Origin of the sequence: Corynebacterium sp. HMSC055A01, assembly GCF_001809405.1 — a bacterium.
GTDB classification, from domain to species: domain Bacteria; phylum Actinomycetota; class Actinomycetes; order Mycobacteriales; family Mycobacteriaceae; genus Corynebacterium; species Corynebacterium hesseae.
Genome location: NZ_KV797588.1, coordinates 160,421 through 173,820, shown reverse-complemented (window position 1 = coordinate 173,820; position 13,400 = coordinate 160,421). Strand labels below are relative to the sequence as shown.

At 62.7% G+C, this 13,400-nt stretch carries 23 protein-coding genes and 2 pseudogenes; 16 read left to right on the top strand and 9 right to left on the bottom strand.

The window, feature by feature from the left end:
- The 7 genes and pseudogenes from HMPREF2604_RS09260 to HMPREF2604_RS09230 form a co-directional block, all read right to left on the bottom strand.
- Positions 1-248, bottom strand: a pseudogene (locus HMPREF2604_RS09260) (HNH endonuclease); the annotation flags it as partial.
- A 187-nt stretch (positions 249-435) separates the two neighbouring features.
- Positions 436-996, bottom strand: a complete 561-nt coding sequence (locus HMPREF2604_RS09255; protein WP_070565074.1) for an Asp23/Gls24 family envelope stress response protein — start codon at positions 994-996, stop codon at positions 436-438.
- Positions 989-1,567: a DUF6286 domain-containing protein gene (locus HMPREF2604_RS09250; RefSeq protein ID WP_070565071.1), complete on the bottom strand. Its 579-nt coding sequence runs from the start codon at positions 1,565-1,567 to the stop codon at positions 989-991. The genes HMPREF2604_RS09255 and HMPREF2604_RS09250 overlap by 8 nt, the downstream gene beginning before the upstream one ends.
- Positions 1,560-2,462, bottom strand: coding sequence for an Asp23/Gls24 family envelope stress response protein (locus tag HMPREF2604_RS09245; RefSeq protein ID WP_070565067.1), 903 nt, complete (start codon positions 2,460-2,462; stop codon positions 1,560-1,562). The genes HMPREF2604_RS09250 and HMPREF2604_RS09245 overlap by 8 nt, the downstream gene beginning before the upstream one ends.
- Positions 2,462-2,656 (bottom strand): hypothetical protein, encoded by a 195-nt coding sequence (locus HMPREF2604_RS09240; RefSeq protein WP_010189668.1) that lies wholly within the window; start codon positions 2,654-2,656, stop codon positions 2,462-2,464. The genes HMPREF2604_RS09245 and HMPREF2604_RS09240 overlap by 1 nt, the downstream gene beginning before the upstream one ends.
- Positions 2,657-2,687: 31 nt before the next feature.
- Positions 2,688-2,942 (bottom strand): hypothetical protein, encoded by a 255-nt coding sequence (locus HMPREF2604_RS09235; protein ID WP_246816518.1) that lies wholly within the window; start codon positions 2,940-2,942, stop codon positions 2,688-2,690.
- A gap of 52 nt (positions 2,943-2,994) precedes the next feature.
- The gene (locus tag HMPREF2604_RS09230; RefSeq protein WP_070521759.1) at positions 2,995-3,492 is read right to left on the bottom strand and encodes an Asp23/Gls24 family envelope stress response protein; all 498 of its coding nucleotides are present in this window, start codon (positions 3,490-3,492) and stop codon (positions 2,995-2,997) included.
- Positions 3,493-4,129: 637 nt separating this feature from the next.
- Between HMPREF2604_RS09230 and rpsJ the strand changes: the two genes are divergently transcribed.
- The 12 genes from rpsJ (at position 4,130) to HMPREF2604_RS09170 (ending at position 10,209) form a co-directional block, all read left to right on the top strand.
- Positions 4,130-4,435: a 30S ribosomal protein S10 gene (gene rpsJ, locus HMPREF2604_RS09225; RefSeq protein ID WP_003848085.1), complete on the top strand. Its 306-nt coding sequence runs from the start codon at positions 4,130-4,132 to the stop codon at positions 4,433-4,435.
- Positions 4,436-4,470: 35 nt separating this feature from the next.
- Positions 4,471-5,127 carry a 50S ribosomal protein L3 gene (gene rplC, locus HMPREF2604_RS09220; protein WP_070521756.1) on the top strand — a complete coding sequence of 219 codons (657 nt, stop codon included), beginning with the start codon at positions 4,471-4,473 and terminating at the stop codon, positions 5,125-5,127.
- A complete protein-coding gene (gene rplD / locus HMPREF2604_RS09215) occupies positions 5,124-5,786 on the top strand; it encodes a 50S ribosomal protein L4 (protein ID WP_010189650.1) in 663 nt (220 codons plus the stop codon). The genes rplC and rplD overlap by 4 nt, the downstream gene beginning before the upstream one ends.
- A complete protein-coding gene (rplW, locus tag HMPREF2604_RS09210; RefSeq protein WP_070521753.1) occupies positions 5,786-6,088 on the top strand; it encodes a 50S ribosomal protein L23 in 303 nt (100 codons plus the stop codon). The genes rplD and rplW overlap by 1 nt, the downstream gene beginning before the upstream one ends.
- 35 nt (positions 6,089-6,123) lie before the next feature.
- A complete protein-coding gene (rplB, locus tag HMPREF2604_RS09205; RefSeq protein ID WP_070563577.1) occupies positions 6,124-6,960 on the top strand; it encodes a 50S ribosomal protein L2 in 837 nt (278 codons plus the stop codon).
- 13 nt (positions 6,961-6,973) lie between these two features.
- A complete protein-coding gene (rpsS, locus tag HMPREF2604_RS09200; protein ID WP_010189646.1) occupies positions 6,974-7,252 on the top strand; it encodes a 30S ribosomal protein S19 in 279 nt (92 codons plus the stop codon).
- Positions 7,253-7,255: 3 nt separating this feature from the next.
- Positions 7,256-7,618 carry a 50S ribosomal protein L22 gene (gene rplV, locus HMPREF2604_RS09195; protein WP_010189645.1) on the top strand — a complete coding sequence of 121 codons (363 nt, stop codon included), beginning with the start codon at positions 7,256-7,258 and terminating at the stop codon, positions 7,616-7,618.
- On the top strand, positions 7,618-8,364 hold the full coding sequence (rpsC, locus tag HMPREF2604_RS09190; protein WP_070446580.1) for a 30S ribosomal protein S3: 747 nt from the start codon (positions 7,618-7,620) through the stop codon (positions 8,362-8,364). The genes rplV and rpsC overlap by 1 nt, the downstream gene beginning before the upstream one ends.
- Before the next feature lie 3 nt (positions 8,365-8,367).
- The gene (rplP, locus tag HMPREF2604_RS09185) at positions 8,368-8,784 is read left to right on the top strand and encodes a 50S ribosomal protein L16 (RefSeq protein WP_070521748.1); all 417 of its coding nucleotides are present in this window, start codon (positions 8,368-8,370) and stop codon (positions 8,782-8,784) included.
- Positions 8,784-9,014 (top strand): 50S ribosomal protein L29, encoded by a 231-nt coding sequence (gene rpmC / locus HMPREF2604_RS09180; RefSeq protein WP_005276944.1) that lies wholly within the window; start codon positions 8,784-8,786, stop codon positions 9,012-9,014. Before rplP ends, rpmC begins: the two co-directional genes overlap by 1 nt.
- Positions 9,015-9,016: 2 nt before the next feature.
- Positions 9,017-9,298, top strand: coding sequence for a 30S ribosomal protein S17 (gene rpsQ / locus HMPREF2604_RS09175; RefSeq protein ID WP_070521746.1), 282 nt, complete (start codon positions 9,017-9,019; stop codon positions 9,296-9,298).
- A gap of 188 nt (positions 9,299-9,486) precedes the next feature.
- Entirely contained in the window at positions 9,487-10,209 is a 723-nt protein-coding gene (locus HMPREF2604_RS09170; protein WP_070565061.1) for a hypothetical protein, read from the top strand.
- On the opposite strand, the gene HMPREF2604_RS09165 is transcribed toward HMPREF2604_RS09170, so the two are convergent.
- Together HMPREF2604_RS09165 and HMPREF2604_RS09160 are read right to left on the bottom strand one after the other, a co-directional pair.
- Entirely contained in the window at positions 10,206-10,598 is a 393-nt protein-coding gene (locus HMPREF2604_RS09165; protein WP_070565058.1) for a hypothetical protein, read from the bottom strand. The two genes, HMPREF2604_RS09170 and HMPREF2604_RS09165, sit on opposite strands and share 4 nt — an antisense overlap.
- Positions 10,595-11,464, bottom strand: a complete 870-nt coding sequence (locus tag HMPREF2604_RS09160) for a carbohydrate kinase family protein (protein ID WP_070565091.1) — start codon at positions 11,462-11,464, stop codon at positions 10,595-10,597. The genes HMPREF2604_RS09165 and HMPREF2604_RS09160 overlap by 4 nt, the downstream gene beginning before the upstream one ends.
- 21 nt (positions 11,465-11,485) lie before the next feature.
- Here HMPREF2604_RS09160 and HMPREF2604_RS13700 point away from each other — a divergent pair.
- The 4 genes and pseudogenes from HMPREF2604_RS13700 to rplE all read left to right on the top strand — a co-directional run.
- A pseudogene (locus tag HMPREF2604_RS13700) lies at positions 11,486-11,743 on the top strand (glycoside hydrolase family 32 protein); the annotation flags it as partial.
- A gap of 314 nt (positions 11,744-12,057) precedes the next feature.
- The gene (gene rplN / locus HMPREF2604_RS09155) at positions 12,058-12,426 is read left to right on the top strand and encodes a 50S ribosomal protein L14 (protein ID WP_070521731.1); all 369 of its coding nucleotides are present in this window, start codon (positions 12,058-12,060) and stop codon (positions 12,424-12,426) included.
- Positions 12,427-12,430: 4 nt separating this feature from the next.
- Positions 12,431-12,745 carry a 50S ribosomal protein L24 gene (rplX, locus tag HMPREF2604_RS09150; RefSeq protein ID WP_005527724.1) on the top strand — a complete coding sequence of 105 codons (315 nt, stop codon included), beginning with the start codon at positions 12,431-12,433 and terminating at the stop codon, positions 12,743-12,745.
- A 1-nt stretch (position 12,746) separates the two neighbouring features.
- Positions 12,747-13,298: a 50S ribosomal protein L5 gene (gene rplE / locus HMPREF2604_RS09145; RefSeq protein WP_070521728.1), complete on the top strand. Its 552-nt coding sequence runs from the start codon at positions 12,747-12,749 to the stop codon at positions 13,296-13,298.
- The last annotated feature ends 102 nt before the right edge of the window (positions 13,299-13,400 follow it).

Genomic DNA, 13,400 nt, shown 5'->3' with positions numbered 1-13,400 from the left:
GCGGTGTAGGACTCGATGAGTGTGAGGGTGCCTAGGCTGTGGCGTTGGGTGAGGGCTGCGGTCCGGGCTTTGCGTTGCTTGCCGCTAAAGCGAGTGGGACCGAAATAAACCTGGTTAAGGCGTGCTAGTTCGGCAGCATCGGAAGCAGAAGCGCCGAGCGCGCGGAGCTCATCAGGTGAGCCAGGAATGTTTTCCACCAGCGCAATCCCCGAATTGCGAAGGCGGATGTAGGTTTCGATATCCCCCATGAGCACAGAGACTAAAACAGCACCGTGGGCCCCGCAACCGGAACGGGCAAAATTCCTGCTCAGAGGCGGGGTTAACGCCGACTAAGGGCAGGGAAAGGGATTGGTTGGGGGAACGGCAGCTGTGGGGAGGGACGAAACGAGAAAAGCCCCTCAGGTGAGGGGCTTAAAGGCTCAACGCGCGCTGCGCTTAGGCGGACTGGACCTTCGTGAAGTGGACCTTGTACCGCGTATCCACATCCATCCCAGGGAACGCCGCGCGGAAGTCACTGTCATTAACCTCAATGGCGTCCTTGATACGCAGCAAGGGCGTATCAGGATCCGCCAACACTTCATACTGCAGCGTCGGCCGCGAGCGGTCATAGGCCACGAGCCGCGAAACCTTCTCAACGCCTTCTACCGCCGCGAGGGTATCCGCCACCGCACCCGCAATCGCAGACATCTCCGTTTTAATCGCGCCTTCCTCATCGGAGGCATCCGAGGGCACCGCGTTAAACCGATGGTGCCGCAGGTTGCTAATGACGAGCCACAGGCCGGCGAGGCTGCAGATGATCGTCGCCAAGCACAGCGCATACGGCCACCATGTCTGTTCCGGCAAACCAGCCCACGTATCGTGGTCCACCCAGGACGCCAAATATGTGGCGAAGGGGACCTCGAAGTGTATAAGAATCGGCCACACGCCCAACGCAATGAGCAGGAGCCCCAAGACAGCGAGAATCGTGCGGTCTATACCCGCGAGCGTCTTAGACATTGGCAACCTCCTCCTCGTCATTCTCAATCACCACGGTGATCTCCGGGGGCGGGGTGATCGCCGCAAGCGCCGCCGTTACGGCTTCAGTGACGCGGGCCTTGAGCTGGGCGTCGTCAGTATCGCCGGTCGCGGTCACCGTGATCTGAGAGCGGCCTTGTGAAATCTTCGCCCGACTCCGCGCCGCCACAGTTCCCGGCACCCGCCGCGCCGTCGCCGACGCCACGCGGGCAATGTCCACTGCGCGCAGCCACATCGACGCCTCTTCAGACCCAATCTGCACGTGCATTGCCTTCCGCGGCGCGCACGCCGCCCACAGCAAAATTAACCCGACGACGATGGCGACGCCCCCGGCGACCAGCATCCAGGTGGCGACAGTCGGCGTGGACATCACGTCGATGAATGGCTGTAGCCACGAGACACCGCCCTCCTTGGCACCCACGACCCAGGCTTCGCGCCCCGCGACGACGGCCGCGGCGAGCAGCAGAATGCCGACGATGATGGTCCACCCGCGCGCCGGCGGGGATGCTTTCGGGCGCTGGCCAAAGCCAACGGGAAGGGAGCTCTCACTCATGATGGACTCCTTCGCGGATAGTGATGGCACGCAGCGGCGTCGGCCGTGGAATGTCGACCCGGCGTGTGAACTCGGCGGAAGGCCGAATCTCAATGGGGCGTAGCTGGAGCGGCTCGGCGTGCGGGGTGCGTAGGGGAGCAGCCTGCGGGACCTGAACCCGCCGCGGCTGGACGGGGCGGGGAGCCTCAACGCGGCGCAGCGCGAATCCCCGCGGAGCCGGTACGGAACGGACGGCCACGGGCGCGGGGGTGGCGACAGCGCGCAGCCGCTGCGGCGGGGCTGTGCGAACGGGGCGCAGCTCGTCGTAGCGGTGCTCGCCAGGGCCGAAACCTTCCGTGCGCACTTCAACGTCCGCCTGCTTGCCGACGCCCCTCACCTTCACCGCCTCCGGCACCGCCACCGCACGCACCGACACCGGTGAAGGAACCGCAACCTGGTGAACCTTTGCGTGCGGTGAGACCTCTACCGGCTTCAGGGCACGTTCCGGAACAATCGCTGGAATCTGCGGGGTTAGCGGCGCGCGGGTGTCGACCGCCAGTGCGGTCGTGCGCTCGCCCGCGACCGCGCCGGCGACCGTCACGTTGACGCGGGTGGTACGAAAGCCCGTGAAATCGCGGACGGCTTCCCGAATCGCCGTGCGGACGGCCTTCGCCACTGCGGTGACGGGGGAGGGCCAGTACACAGCAATGTCGACGTCGACCGCCACCATTTGCGTATCCGGGTCCATCTGCGCCATCACCCGCGGAAAAGCGCGGCCGGCGAGGCCGGCTAACTTAGCGTCGACAGCCGCGGTTCCCGGCACGCTCGCAATGGCGGAGCTAATGACCTTTTCCATCGCACGCAGGGAAAAGCGGGTCCGCCCGGCGAGGGCGACCCCGGTGGAATCGGTGCTCACTAGCCTCGGCCTCTATCCTGGCCGACCACGCCCTTCCACACCGCGGTGAGGTCAATGCGGCCGTCGAAATGCGCGCCGATGACGCCGCCGACCGCGGCGAGCAGCACCGCCAGCGCGACGTACCACACGCCGAGGTAGATGAAAAAGGCCAGAACCAAGCCGGCAATCACGCCGAGGGAGGTGTAGTTCTTCATGGTTTTCCTTTAGTTCTGTGTGTCGGTTCCTCTACACCGCGTCGTCGAAGACAACGTCCACGCGGCGCGCCGCGGGCCAGGTGTTGCGGACGGTGGTGCGGGTGGCGGCACCAAGCTCGGCGAGCGGAACGCCGGCGCTGACATCAACGACGACGTGCAGCTCCAGGTGCGTGTCATCCTGCGGGGTGGGGCGGCGGATGCCGTGTATGCGCTCACCGGGAAACAGGAGCGCGACCTCCCCGAACCGGCCGGGCGAGAGCTTGGCGACGCCCCTCAGATCCGTCACCGCCGCCACTATGGACTGCGCGATGGAGGGGGTCAGCTCGGCAGGGGCCACGTTATGCCTGGCCCTGGGTAACCGCCGGGGCTGACTCGGTGGAATCCTGCTCTTCCTTCGGCAGCTTGACGTCGTGGACGACGACGTCAACGCGGTCCACGCTCAGGCCGGTCATGCGCTCGACCGCATTCATGATGTTGCGGCGGATGGCCTCGGCGAGCTCGTGGATGGCCACGCCGTACTCGGCGATGATGGCGATATCAATGGAAGCGGTGCCGTTGTTCACCTCGACGGTGACGCCCTGGCGCACGTCCTCGGAAGCACCGAAGGATTCGCGGATAGAACCCATCATGCGGGCGCCGCCGCCACCGAGGGCAGCGACACCGGAGACCTCGCGGGCGGCGATTCCGGCGATCTTGGACACGACGACGTCATCGATGCGGGTGGTGCCGAAGTCGGTCTCCAGGTTCTTGTTGCGCTCCGGTGCGGGTGCCGGGGTGGCGTCGCCAGCCTGAGTGTTCTGCTCGGCAACGTCCTTGGGGGTGGTGTTCTCAGCCATGCTCAATCCTTTTCATTGTGTAGTTGGTACCTACGTCACGAGCTTATCGCCGAACGCATAACGTGGGGCGGCGGGGAGGCAATCCTTGCCCAAAACGTGATGTTACCCACTGTTTCGGCAGGAGTTTGGAAAACGCGAGGTTACGTGCTTAAATACAGGGGTTGCTTTAACACAGCAACGTAGCCGCAGGCGCAAGCTTGTAGGGCGTTGTTGCTGGTAAGGCGAACATGACACCTTTGTTGTGGAGTTCATTCCAGAGCTGCACGCGAAGGTCATCCGATCGGGCTAGGTCCGCGCTTGAGCAGAGGCACCCCGAGAAGATGGACCGGAGAAGGGGCATGGCAAATAAACAGCGGCAGTATATGAATAAGACTTTGGTTGCGGATCGTTGAGATCTAACGCCCCAGTCTTCTTCCTATTTACTTTGACTACGGGTCTTGTACCCCGTCACGAGCACTGCACTCTGGGCTTTGCCTTAAGTCACTCTCGTGGTCGTCATGACAGTCAGACAACTGGCGTTGAGCCATGGCTTCCAGCCCGGACAACGTTATAGAGAAATCGAGAAGCAATTTCCCACCGCTTCACGCCCCGGATAGGCCGGGTATGTGAAAGTGGGGAAGCGAGGAAGAGGATAAGCGTGGCGGGACAAAAAATCCGCATTCGGCTGAAGGCCTACGACCACGAGGCCATCGACGCTTCTGCTAAGAAGATCGTCGAGACCGTTACCCGTACGGGTGCTCGTGTTGTCGGCCCGGTGCCGCTCCCAACCGAGAAGAACGTATACGCCGTTATTCGTTCTCCGCACAAGTACAAGGACTCTCGCGAGCACTTCGAGATGCGCACTCACAAGCGCCTCATCGACATTCTCGACCCGACCCCGAAGACCGTTGACGCCCTGATGCGCATCGACCTTCCGGCAAGCGTCGACGTGAATATTCAGTAAGCGATCGACACAACGTATTTGGTGGAGAACAAACAATGAGTGAAAACGAGATCAAGGGAATTCTGGGCACCAAGCTCGGCATGACCCAGGTCTTCGACGAGGAGAACCGCGTTGTGCCGGTGACCGTCGTCGAGGCTGGCCCGTGCGTGGTTACCCAGATCCGTACCAAGGAAACCGATGGCTACAACGCCATCCAGATTGCCTTCGGCGAGAAGGACCCGCGCAAGGCCAACAAGCCGGCCGCTGGTCACTTCAAGAAGGCTGGCGTGACCCCGCGCCGCTACGTCGCTGAGATCCGCATGGACGATACCTCCGCATACGAGGTCGGCCAGGAGGTCAAGGTGGACATCTTCGAGGGCGTGACCTTCGTTGACGTCACCGGCACCACCAAGGGTCACGGCTACGCTGGCGCCATGAAGCGCCACGGCTTCGCAGGCCAGGGCGCTGCCCACGGTAACCAGGCTGCTCACCGCCGCGTTGGTGGCATCGGTGGCGCTTCGTTCCCGGGCCGCGTCTTCAAGGGTAAGCGCATGGCTGGCCGCATGGGCCAGGACCGCGTGACCACCCAGAACCTGAAGATTCAGAAGATTGATGCCGAGTCCAACCTGCTGCTCATCAAGGGTGCTATCCCGGGTGCGCGCGGTGGCCTCGTCACCGTTAAGACCGCAGTGAAGGGCGGTGCACACGCATGAGCAACCTCAAGCTAGACGTCCAGACCGCTGACGGTAAGACCAACGGCACCGTTGAGTTGCCGGCCGAGCTCTTTGACACCGAGGCATCCATTGCTCTGATGCACCAGGTTGTCAACGCACAGCTCGCTGCCGCTCGTCAGGGTACCCACAAGACCAAGACCCGCGGCGAGGTCCGCGGTGGTGGTCGCAAGCCGTTCCGCCAGAAGGGCACCGGCCGCGCCCGCCAGGGTTCCATCCGTGCTCCGCACTACACCGGCGGCGGCACCGTGCATGGCCCGGTCCCGCGTGACTACTCCCAGCGCACCCCGAAGCGCATGATCAAGGCTGCTCTCTACGGCGCACTGTCTGACCGTGCACGTAACGAGCGCATCCACGTCATTGAGGAGCTCGTCCCGGGCCAGACCCCGTCCACCAAGCAGGCCAAGGCCTTCATCGAGCGCCTCACCGACCGCAAGAACGTTCTTCTGGTCATCGGCCGCGAGGACATCAATGCTCGCCGCAGCGCCAACAACCTGCCGAACGTCCAGATCCTGGACGCCGGCCAGCTGAACACCTACGACGTCCTCTACTCGGACGACGTTGTGTTCTCCGTTGAGGCTCTGCACACCTTCGTCGAGCGCGCTACCGGCGCTGCCGAGGAAGCTAAGGAGGAGAAGTAATGGCTAAGCTCGCTAACCCGCGCGACGTCATCATCGCACCGGTTGTGTCCGAGAAGTCCTACGGCCTCATGGAGCAGAACGTGTACACGTTCTACGTCTCCACGGACTCCAACAAGACCCAGATTAAAGATGCCGTCGAGCAGATCTTCGGCGTGCAGGTTGCTTCCGTGAACACCGTGAACCGTGCAGGTAAGCGCAAGCGCACCCGCACCGGTTTCGGTCAGCGTAAGTCCACCAAGCGCGCCTACGTGACGCTCCGTGAAGGCAGCGACTCCATCGACGTCTTCGGCGCAGGCGCTTAAGCCCCACCGAAGAGCCGAAAGGAAAAGGAAGAATTATGGCTATTCGTAAGTACAAGCCGACAACTCCGGGTCGCCGCGCATCCTCCGTGTCCGAGTTCGAGGAAATCACTCGCTCGACCCCGGAGAAGTCCCTGCTGCGCCCGCTGAGCAAGACTGGTGGTCGTAACAACTACGGCCGCATCACCACCCGCCACATCGGCGGTGGCCACAAGCGCCGTTACCGTCTCATCGACTTCCGTCGTACCGACAAGGACGGCATCCCTGCAAAGGTCGCTCACATTGAGTACGACCCGAACCGTACCGCTAACATCGCCCTCCTGCACTACGCAGACGGCGAGAAGCGCTACATCATCGCCCCGAAGGGCCTGAAGCAGGGCGCCATCGTTGAGGCTGGTGCGAACGCAGATATCAAGGTTGGCAACAACCTGCCGCTGCGCAACATCCCGACCGGTACCACCATCCACGCTGTGGAGCTCAAGCCGGGCGCTGGCGCTAAGCTGGCTCGCTCCGCTGGTGCTTCCATCCAGCTGCTGGGTAAGGAGGGCAAGTACGCCATCCTGCGTATGCCGTCCTCTGAGATCCGTCGCGTCGACATCCGTTGCCGCGCCACCGTCGGTGAGGTTGGCAACGCTGACCAGATGAACATCCGCTGGGGCAAGGCCGGCCGTATGCGTTGGAAGGGCGTCCGCCCGACCGTCCGCGGTGTCGTTATGAACCCGGTCGACCACCCGCACGGTGGTGGTGAGGGTAAGACCTCGGGTGGTCGCCACCCGGTGTCGCCGTGGGGCCACAAGGAAGGCCGCACCCGCAACCCGAACCGTTACTCGAACAACATGATCGTGCGCCGTCGTCGCCCGAACAAGAAGCGCTAAGAGGAGGTAAACAATGCCACGCAGCCTTAAGAAGGGCCCGTTCGTCGATGAGCACCTCCTCAACAAGGTTGATGCTCAGAACGAGGCCGGCACCAAGCAGGTCATCAAGACCTGGTCTCGCCGCTCCACCATCCTGCCCGATTTCATCGGTCACACCTTCGCCGTCCACGACGGCCGCAAGCATGTGCCGGTGTTCGTCGAGGACTCCATGGTTGGTCACAAGCTCGGTGAGTTCGCACCCACCAAGACCTTTAAGGGTCACGTCAAGGACGACAAGAAGGGACGTCGATAAGCGATGAGTGACACCATCACCTCCGCATCCGCAACGGCTCGCTACGTCCGCGTTACCCCGATGAAGGCACGCCGCGTCATCGACTTGGTCCGCGGTAAGTCCGTAGCCGAGGCACTTGCAATCCTGAAGTACGCTCCGCAGGGCGCCGCTGAGCCGGTTGCCAAGGTCGTTGCATCCGCAGCTGCCAACGCTGAGAACAACTTCGGCCTGGATCCGCGCACCCTGGTTATCTCCGAGGCATACGCCAACGAGGGGCCGACCATGCGTCGTTTCCAGCCGCGCGCACAGGGCCGCGCATTCATGATTCGTAAGCGCACCAGCCACATCACTGTGGTTGTCGAGAGCCAGAAGGAAGGGGCCAAGTAATGGGCCAGAAGATCCATCCTCACGGCCTACGTTTGGGCATCACTTCCGACTGGAAGACCCACTGGTACGCCGATAAGGACTACGCAAACTACGTAGCCGAAGACATCAAGATCCGCGAGTACTTGGAGAAGGGCCTCGACCGCGCCGGCATTGCCGACGTCGTCATCGAGCGCACCCGCGACCGCGTCCGCGTGGACATTCACACCGCCCGCCCGGGCATCGTGATTGGCCGCCGCGGCGCTGAGGCTGACCGCATCCGCCGCGAGCTGGAGAAGCTCACCGGCAAGATGGTTGCCCTCAACATTCTCGAGGTCAAGCAGGTCGACGCCAACGCAACCCTGGTTGCGCAGTCCATCGCGGAGCAGCTGGTTAACCGTGTCGCATTCCGTCGTGCAATGCGCAAGGCTATCCAGTCCGCTATGCGCCAGCCGCAGGTCAAGGGCATCAAGATTCTGCTGTCCGGCCGCCTGGGCGGTGCAGAAATGTCTCGCGTTGAGCGCTACCACGAGGGTCGCGTTCCGCTGCACACTCTTCGCGCCGAAATCGACTACGGCACCGCAGAGGCCCACACCACCTTCGGCCGCATCGGCATCAAGGTGTGGATCTACAAGGGTGACGTTGTCGGTGGCGTGCGCGAGTCCGAACTGAACGCTCCGGCGCAGGGCCGTGGCCGCGGTGACCGTAACGGTCGCTCGCGCCGTGGTGGCCAGCGTCGTCAGCGCGCACAGCAGAAGCAGGAGGGCTAATCCATGCTGATTCCTAAGCGCGTCAAGTACCGTCGCCAGCACCGCCCGACCCGCTCGGGTGTGTCCAAGGGCGGTAACCGCATCAACTTCGGTGACTACGCCATCCAGGCTCTCGAGCCGGCGTACATCACCAACCGCCAGATTGAGGCCGCACGTATTGCCATCAACCGCCACGTTAAGCGCGGTGGCAAGGTGTGGATCAACATCTTCCCGGACCGCCCCCTGACCCAGAAGCCGCTCGGCGTGCGTATGGGTTCCGGTAAGGGTCCCGTCGAGAAGTGGGTTGCCAACGTTAAGCCGGGCCGCATCCTCTTCGAGATGACCTACCCGAACGACGAAGTTGCCATCGAGGCCCTGCGCCGCGCTGGCCAGAAGCTTCCGTGCAAGGTCCGCATCATCAAGAAGGAGGACCAGTTCTAATGGCTACCGGTACCCCCGCCCACGAGTTCCGTGAGCTCGACAACGCTGAGCTGGAGACCCGCCTGAAGGATGCGAAGGAAGAGCTCTTCAACCTTCGTTTCCAGAAGGCCACTGGCCAGCTGACCAACAACCGCCGCATCGGCACGGTTAAGCGCGACATCGCCCGCATCTACACCGTTCTGCGCGAGCGCGAGCTGGGCCTGTCCGTTGCTCCGGGAGCTGAGGCTTAATCATGAGTGAGGCAAACGTGAACACTAAGAAGGAAAAGGGCGCTCGCAAGACCCGCACCGGCATCGTTGTCTCCGACAAGATGGACAAGACCATCGTTGTCGAGCTCGAGGACCGCAAGCAGCACGCCCTCTACGGCAAGATTATGCGCACTAACAAGAAGGTTAAGGCGCACGACGAGAACGAGACCGCCGGCATCGGCGACCGCGTTCTCATCGCCGAGACTCGCCCGCTGTCCAAGGACAAGCACTTCCGTCTCGTCGAGATCGTGGAGAAGGCTAAGTAAAATCTAGCCCTCCTCGATATCAATGGCCCCCACGGTTTACGTGGGGGCCATTTTTATGCGCTTTTCACTTCCGCATCCGGCACGCCACAGACAACAGCCTGTCAGGGGAGCGGTCTACAGTTCTACGGTTTAAGCTGCGGGAACGTGTTAGGGTAAGGCCGTTCATCTCCTGAAAGGCCAAACTCTCTATGTCCGCGTTCTCTCGCTCTCTGCTTACCCTGGTCTGCGCTTCCTCTGTTGCAGCCCTCGTTGGTTGCGCCGCGGAGGAGCCTGCCCCGGTTGCTGCTGATGCCCCGGCTGTGGAATCCACTGGCGACGCTTCAACTACGCAGGCCGGGCCGGATTCGGACGCGCAGCCACAACCGAGCATCGAAGCGGCCGGCCCGAACCCGACGCTGCCAGCCGGCTATACACCTGGCGCCGCTGATTCTGGCGCGGCTGAAGGCGCGAAGACGTCCAACGCACAAGATGTAGCTAAAGACGGTGTGGGCACCTCCGCTGCCAGCGGCATTGAGAAGTGCGTGTACCGGAAGCACCGCGTCCGCAGCGAGGGCAATCCTGCCGATGTCCCGTCTACCGTGTCGGGCACCGTGTACAAGGCTGAAGCAGGCGACCTCGACGGTGGAGAGCCCGGCATCGTCTTGCCCGAATATGCCTCGGAAGAGGTGTGGGTCCTGGCCTTGGACGCACCCACCACGTTGAGCGGCAGCATGAGCGGCAGGCCGGGTGAGGTGGAGGTTCGTGCAAACCAGGAATGTATCGGAATAGTCGGCAATGGGGATTTGTGGGACGGCTACGAAGGCACGAAGGTCACCTTGCCGATCGATGCCACGAGCGGATTCTGGCAAAGCGATGTGAGTGTCCCGATGGGCACGCTGCGCATGCCCTACATACCGGCAGATATTCTTTAGCGCACCCGCCGGTGCGTGAGCGCGATAGCGATGCTAAAGACGCTAAGTACCGCGCCCACCGCGAGAAGAAACGTGCCGATACGGTAGGGCGCGGCGCTGGCCAGGTCGACGGTGTGAAAGACCTTGAGCCAAACCAGCCAGCCCGCGATGAGTGCAACCGAACCCAGCGCGGAGATAGCGCGCAGCCCGCGGGTGGGACGCTGGGAGGGGGAGAAGGCGTGGTAGGAGGCGTCGACAAGCGTGGCACCTCCCAACAGCACCGACAGCACCACCGCAGCTGGCACCGGCAGAAGCGCGCCCGTGCCGAAGACGACGGGCAAAATGAAGGACACCGTCACCACGAGGAAGAGCAGACCGTGGAGCCCAGTCGTGCGCAGGGGATAGCTCATAGTAGTTCCTCCACCTCAGAAATCGTGGGCGGCTGCGCGCCCGTGCGGGAAACCGTGATCGCCGCGGCCGTCGCCGCAAAGTGCAGGATCTCCCGCCACTCCTCGACGCCCAAGGTGCTAATGTCCCGCTCCACCAACTGGCTTAAGAGCGCGGCCATCACCGTGTCGCCCGCGCCGATGGTGTCCGCCACCTCCACCGTAACCGGCGGGACCTGTAGGGACACCGAGTCCGTGCGCACGCTCAGACCTTCCGCACCACGCGTGGTTACGACCATGGGGACGTGCGAAAGCGCGTCCTCACCGAGGAATTCAACTTCCTCCTCGCTCAGCTTCAACAGCGTGACGTGCGGCAGCAAGGACAACAAAAACTCGCGGTGCGCCGGGGTGGCAAAGAAGGGGCGGATGTTCGGATCCAGCGCCACCTTTGTACCCTGCGCCGCAAGCGCCTGAAGTAGCGCGGCATAGCGGGATGCGCCCGGCTCCAGGGCGAGGGAGACGGTGCCGAAGCAGGCCCAGGGGACGTCGGCAAGCACCGGCTCCACCAGCCGGTCCGCCGTGCCCTCCGTATAGAAGGAGTAGGTGGCCGAGCCGTCCTCCCCGATGTTGCAGACCGCCAGCGTGGTGGGCTCGTCACCGCGCTGCACGAGCGAGGTATCCACTCCTTCTTTATGTAGGCGCTCCACGAGCGCCTGCCCGAATGCATCCCGCGAAAGCCGCGATTGAAAACCCACGCTTGCGCCCAAACGCCCCGCCGCGACCGCCACATTGAAGGGGCCGCCGCCCAACGCCGGGGTGAGATCCGCCAGCCCCCCGCGTCCGCGCGGAACGAGGTCAACGAGGCCTTCGCCACACACCATAATGTCCATAGAGCCCATACTATCGGGAGCATGAACTACCGTCCGCACTTCCATCTCTCCCCGCCGTCCGGTCGCCTTAACGATCCAAACGGGGTCTTCTTCGACGGCGATAACCTGCACGTTTACTATCAGCACGACCCCTGCTTCCCACACGCGCCGAAGCAGACGGGATGGGGGCACGCCGTGACTTCCCTGAGCGAGCGACAGCCCTGGCGGCACTTCCCGGACGCGCTCTATCCCATCCGTGAGCACGACGTCCACCCGCACCTATGCACTTCCGGGTCTGCACATTTGCACTGTGGGGTGAGGGCAGGTGGGGGAGGGCGTGGCGCGTAGGGGCCGGCCATGCATTCGAGAGTGTGCTGTGGGGCGGGACGTGGTGGGGTGTGCGATTTGGGGAAACAGTGGGGGACGTGCTTGAATGTATGGGTTGCATATGGTCGGTCGGTGCAGCGCGATGCGTTTCCGAATCGCCACACCGAGACCCTTCGACCGCTGTGAACAGCGCGTTCGTCGCACAGCCTATGCCACGCAAGCAAGTAGACCAGGTGTGTCAAGGACGGAAATCTTGACGCACGTTAATCCAGGTCAGGAGACCCATAGTGATTCAGCAAGAATCGCGTCTGCGCGTCGCCGACAACTCCGGTGCACGAGAGCTCCTCGTCATCCGCGTTCTCGGCGGCTCCGTTCGACGTTTCGCTGGCATTGGTGACGTTGTCGTTGCCACTGTCAAGGAAGCCACCCCGGGTGGCAACGTGAAGGAAGGCGATGTCGTCAAGGCCGTCATCGTCCGTGCCAAGAAGGAGACCCGTCGCCCGGACGGCTCCTACATCGCATTCGATGAAAACGCCGCAGTTATTCTCAAGGGCGACAATGAGCCGCGCGGTACCCGCATCTTCGGCCCGGTTGCTCGCGAACTTCGTGATAAGCGCTTCATGAAGATCGTTTCTCTCGCACCGGAGGTGATCTAATCTTATGAAGATTCATAAGGGCGATATGGTGATCGTCATTTCGGGCCCGGACAAGGGCGCGAAGGGCAAGGTCATCGAGGCATACCCGAAGCGCGACAAGGTCCTCGTTGAGGGCGTCAACCGCGTCAAGAAGCACGTTGCTAACTCCGCTACCGAGCGTGGCGCCGAGTCCGGCGGAATCGTTACCCAGGAAGCTCCGATCCACGTGTCCAACGTTGCGATCGTTGACTCCGAGGGCAACCCGACCCGCGTGGGCTACCGTTTCGACGAAAACGGCAAGAAGGTCCGCATCGCACGTAGCAACGGGAAGGACATCTAACATGAGCGAGAACTACACTCCGCGTCTGAAGACCCGCTACCGCGAGGAAATCAAGAAGACTCTGAACGACGAGTTCAAGTACGACAACGTGATGCAGATTCCGGGCGTCACCAAGGTTGTTGTCAACATGGGCGTGGGCGACGCTGCCCGCGACTCCAAGATGATCAACGGCGCTCTCGAGGACCTTACCGCTATCACCGGCCAGAAGCCGCAGGTGCGCCGCGCTAAGAAGTCCATCGCTAACTTCAAGCTCCGTGAGGGCATGCCCATCGGCGCGCGCGTTACCCTGCGCGGCGACCGCATGTGGGAGTTCCTGGACCGCCTGCTGACCATCGCGCTGCCGCGTATTCGCGACTTCCGCGGCCTCTCCGACCAGCAGTTCGACGGCCACGGCAACTACACCTTCGGTCTCACCGAGCAGACCATGTTCTACGAGATCGACATCGACAAGGTGGACCGCCCGCGCGGTATGGACATCACCGTCGTGACCACCGCTACCAACGACGAGGAGGGCCGCAAGCTCCTGCGCGAGCTCGGCTTCCCGTTCAAGTAAAGTAACGCTTGAATCATTCCCCCGGCACTCCGTGAAGGAGCTCCGGGGGAATTTTTTGTGTCTGCGCCACTGGTGAGTTTCGTCACCCTGAGCGCGGGGGAG

Bases quoted from the DNA above. Each gene is read 5' to 3' on its own strand.
- rpsQ (WP_070521746.1), top strand. From the start codon at position 9,017: ATGAGTGAGGCAAACGTGAACACTAAGAAGGAAAAGGGCGCTCGCAAG.
- HMPREF2604_RS09165 (WP_070565058.1), bottom strand. From the start codon at position 10,598: ATGAGCTATCCCCTGCGCACGACTGGGCTCCACGGTCTGCTCTTCCTC.
- HMPREF2604_RS09230 (WP_070521759.1), bottom strand. From the start codon at position 3,492: ATGGCTGAGAACACCACCCCCAAGGACGTTGCCGAGCAGAACACTCAG.
- rplC (WP_070521756.1), top strand. From the start codon at position 4,471: ATGAGTGAAAACGAGATCAAGGGAATTCTGGGCACCAAGCTCGGCATG.
- HMPREF2604_RS09240 (WP_010189668.1), bottom strand. From the start codon at position 2,656: ATGAAGAACTACACCTCCCTCGGCGTGATTGCCGGCTTGGTTCTGGCC.
- HMPREF2604_RS09160 (WP_070565091.1), bottom strand. From the start codon at position 11,464: ATGGACATTATGGTGTGTGGCGAAGGCCTCGTTGACCTCGTTCCGCGC.
- rplW (WP_070521753.1), top strand. From the start codon at position 5,786: ATGGCTAAGCTCGCTAACCCGCGCGACGTCATCATCGCACCGGTTGTG.
- HMPREF2604_RS09250 (WP_070565071.1), bottom strand. From the start codon at position 1,567: ATGAGTGAGAGCTCCCTTCCCGTTGGCTTTGGCCAGCGCCCGAAAGCA.
- rpsC (WP_070446580.1), top strand. From the start codon at position 7,618: ATGGGCCAGAAGATCCATCCTCACGGCCTACGTTTGGGCATCACTTCC.
- rplD (WP_010189650.1), top strand. From the start codon at position 5,124: ATGAGCAACCTCAAGCTAGACGTCCAGACCGCTGACGGTAAGACCAAC.
- HMPREF2604_RS09255 (WP_070565074.1), bottom strand. From the start codon at position 996: ATGTCTAAGACGCTCGCGGGTATAGACCGCACGATTCTCGCTGTCTTG.
- rplB (WP_070563577.1), top strand. From the start codon at position 6,124: ATGGCTATTCGTAAGTACAAGCCGACAACTCCGGGTCGCCGCGCATCC.
- HMPREF2604_RS09170 (WP_070565061.1), top strand. From the start codon at position 9,487: ATGTCCGCGTTCTCTCGCTCTCTGCTTACCCTGGTCTGCGCTTCCTCT.
- rplV (WP_010189645.1), top strand. From the start codon at position 7,256: ATGAGTGACACCATCACCTCCGCATCCGCAACGGCTCGCTACGTCCGC.
- rplP (WP_070521748.1), top strand. From the start codon at position 8,368: ATGCTGATTCCTAAGCGCGTCAAGTACCGTCGCCAGCACCGCCCGACC.
- rplX (WP_005527724.1), top strand. From the start codon at position 12,431: ATGAAGATTCATAAGGGCGATATGGTGATCGTCATTTCGGGCCCGGAC.
- rplE (WP_070521728.1), top strand. From the start codon at position 12,747: ATGAGCGAGAACTACACTCCGCGTCTGAAGACCCGCTACCGCGAGGAA.
- rpsS (WP_010189646.1), top strand. From the start codon at position 6,974: ATGCCACGCAGCCTTAAGAAGGGCCCGTTCGTCGATGAGCACCTCCTC.
- rpmC (WP_005276944.1), top strand. From the start codon at position 8,784: ATGGCTACCGGTACCCCCGCCCACGAGTTCCGTGAGCTCGACAACGCT.